We start from the raw sequence: 2,246 nt of genomic DNA on the forward strand, positions 1-2,246 counted from the left end.
CGTGGTGCGCCAGGTCGGGACGTAAGGAGAGCAGGGATGAAAGCATCCGAACTTCGCGGCAAGGACGCCGCAGGCCTGAACCAGGAGCTCTCCGAGCTGCTGAAGGCCCAATTTAGCCTGCGCATGCAAAAGGCAACCCAACAGCTGCAGAACACCAGCCAGCTGAAGAAGGTTCGCAAGGACATCGCGCGCGTGCAAACCGTGCTGACTGAAAAGGCGAACGCGAAATGACTGAAGCTGCACAAACGGAAAAGTCGCTTCGCCGCACCCTGGTCGGCCGTGTCGTGAGCGACAAGATGGACAAGACCGTTACGGTCTTGGTGGAAAACCGCGTCAAGCATCCCCTGTACGGCAAGTACGTGCTGCGTTCCAAGAAGTACCACGCACACGACGAAGCCAACCAGTACAAGGAAGGCGACAAGGTCGAAATCCAGGAAGGCCGTCCGCTGTCGCGGACCAAGTCCTGGGTGGTTTCCCGGCTGGTAGAGGCTGCACGCGTCATCTAAGAACAACACGTTCTTAGCTTGACTTGCAAGTCCAGGATTATGTAGCTATAATCCTGGACTTCCGCTTTATTGCGTTCGCCTAAGTTGTACCACCCAGGCGGGCCTGTTGAGCGAGCCAGGGCCAGGCGGCCTCGACGATCTGTCGGGATTGCCAGGTTCCTACCGACTTCAAAGTTGATCAACCCAGACGGTGCTGGCGCAAGGCCGGAGCCGACGGGACCAAGACTGACCGACGGGCGCTATCGCACCTGGCGGATTAAGTTGGGAAGACAAACACCATGATTCAGACAGAAAGCCGGCTCGAAGTGGCCGATAACACTGGTGCGCGCGAAGTGCTGTGCATCAAGGTGCTGGGTGGCTCCAAGCGCCGCTACGCAAGCGTTGGCGACATCATCAAGGTGACCGTCAAGGACGCAGCGCCGCGCGGTCGCGTGAAGAAGGGCGACATCTACAACGCCGTCGTCGTGCGTACCGCCAAGGGCGTGCGCCGCGCTGACGGTTCGCTGATCAAGTTCGACGGCAATGCCGCCGTCCTGCTGAACAACAAGCTCGAGCCGATCGGCACCCGTATCTTCGGGCCGGTGACTCGTGAACTCCGTACCGAGCGCTTCATGAAGATCGTGTCGCTCGCTCCGGAAGTGCTGTAAGGAGCCGACATGAACAAGATTCGCAAAGGCGATGAAGTCATCGTCCTGACCGGCAAGGACAAGGGCAAGCGCGGTACCGTGCAGGCCGTGCTCGGTGACAAGGTTTCGGTGCAAGGCGTGAACATCGCCAAGAAGCACGCGCGCCCGAACCCGATGCTGGGCACCACTGGTGGCGTGGTTGACAAGGTCATGCCCCTGCATATTTCCAACGTTGCGCTCGTGGATGCCAATGGCAAGCCGTCGCGCGTCGGCATCAAGGTGGAAGACGGCAAGCGCGTGCGCGTGCTGAAGACCACCGGTGCCGTCGTGGCAGCTTGATTCTGGGCACGTTTAGGAGTTGAGCATGGCAGCACGTCTGCAAGAGTTTTACAAAGAACAGGTTGTGCCGAAGCTGATCGAACAGTTCGGCTACAAGTCGGTCATGGAAGTGCCGCGCATCACCAAGATCACCCTGAACATGGGCCTTGGTGAAGCGATCAATGACAAGAAGATCATTGAAAACGCCGTCGGCGACCTGACCAAGATCGCTGGTCAGAAGCCGGTCGTGACGAAGGCCAAGAAGGCCATCGCCGGCTTCAAGATCCGCCAGGGCTACCCCATCGGTGCGATGGTGACCCTGCGCGGCGAGCGCATGTTCGAATTCCTCGATCGTTTCGTCACCGTGGCCCTGCCGCGCGTGCGTGACTTCCGTGGTGTGTCGGGCCGTTCGTTCGACGGTCGTGGCAACTACAACATCGGTGTGAAAGAGCAGATCATTTTCCCCGAAATCGAGTACGACAAGATCGACGCACTGCGTGGTCTGAACATCAGCATCACGACGACGGCAAAGAACGACGAGGAAGCCAAGGCACTCCTCGGTGCGTTCAAGTTCCCGTTCCGCAATTAAGGGGTAACCGTGGCTAAACTGGCTCTGATTGAACGTGAGAAGAAGCGCGCCAAGCTGGTGGCGAAGTACGCCGCCAAGCGCGCCAACCTCAAGGCCATCATCGACGACCAAGAGAAGTCGGAAGAAGAGCGTTACAGCGCGCGTCTCGAGCTGCAGCAGCTCCCGCGCAACGCGAACCCGACTCGCCAGCGTAACCGCTGCGCGATC

General features: G+C 59.2%; 6 protein-coding genes. All 6 read left to right on the top strand.

Annotation, left to right across the window (positions count from 1 at the left end; translation table 11 throughout):
* Window positions 1-36 precede the first annotated feature (36 nt).
* Entirely contained in the window at window positions 37-231 is a 195-nt protein-coding gene (gene rpmC, locus ACIP1U_RS32485; protein ID WP_008642937.1) for a 50S ribosomal protein L29, read from the top strand.
* Window positions 228-506 carry a 30S ribosomal protein S17 gene (gene rpsQ / locus ACIP1U_RS32490; protein ID WP_010812389.1) on the top strand — a complete coding sequence of 93 codons (279 nt, stop codon included), beginning with the start codon at window positions 228-230 and terminating at the stop codon, window positions 504-506. The genes rpmC and rpsQ overlap by 4 nt, the downstream gene beginning before the upstream one ends.
* 278 nt (window positions 507-784) lie before the next feature.
* The gene (gene rplN, locus ACIP1U_RS32495) at window positions 785-1,153 is read left to right on the top strand and encodes a 50S ribosomal protein L14 (RefSeq protein ID WP_010812388.1); all 369 of its coding nucleotides are present in this window, start codon (window positions 785-787) and stop codon (window positions 1,151-1,153) included.
* 9 nt (window positions 1,154-1,162) lie between these two features.
* The gene (rplX, locus tag ACIP1U_RS32500) at window positions 1,163-1,471 is read left to right on the top strand and encodes a 50S ribosomal protein L24 (protein WP_400324042.1); all 309 of its coding nucleotides are present in this window, start codon (window positions 1,163-1,165) and stop codon (window positions 1,469-1,471) included.
* 25 nt (window positions 1,472-1,496) lie between these two features.
* Complete coding sequence (gene rplE / locus ACIP1U_RS32505) at window positions 1,497-2,039, top strand: 50S ribosomal protein L5 (protein ID WP_010812386.1); 543 nt, start codon at window positions 1,497-1,499, stop codon at window positions 2,037-2,039.
* 9 nt (window positions 2,040-2,048) lie between these two features.
* Window positions 2,049-2,246: 30S ribosomal protein S14 (rpsN, locus tag ACIP1U_RS32510; RefSeq protein WP_400324045.1), on the top strand; the 198-nt coding region annotated here is incomplete at its 3' end.

The sequence above is a fragment of the Cupriavidus sp. NPDC089707 genome (genome assembly GCF_044748965.1).
GTDB lineage: Bacteria > Pseudomonadota > Gammaproteobacteria > Burkholderiales > Burkholderiaceae > Cupriavidus.

Bases quoted from the DNA above. Each gene is read 5' to 3' on its own strand.
- rpmC (WP_008642937.1), top strand. From the start codon at position 37: ATGAAAGCATCCGAACTTCGCGGCAAGGACGCCGCAGGCCTGAACCAG.
- rpsQ (WP_010812389.1), top strand. From the start codon at position 228: ATGACTGAAGCTGCACAAACGGAAAAGTCGCTTCGCCGCACCCTGGTC.
- rplN (WP_010812388.1), top strand. From the start codon at position 785: ATGATTCAGACAGAAAGCCGGCTCGAAGTGGCCGATAACACTGGTGCG.
- rplX (WP_400324042.1), top strand. From the start codon at position 1,163: ATGAACAAGATTCGCAAAGGCGATGAAGTCATCGTCCTGACCGGCAAG.
- rplE (WP_010812386.1), top strand. From the start codon at position 1,497: ATGGCAGCACGTCTGCAAGAGTTTTACAAAGAACAGGTTGTGCCGAAG.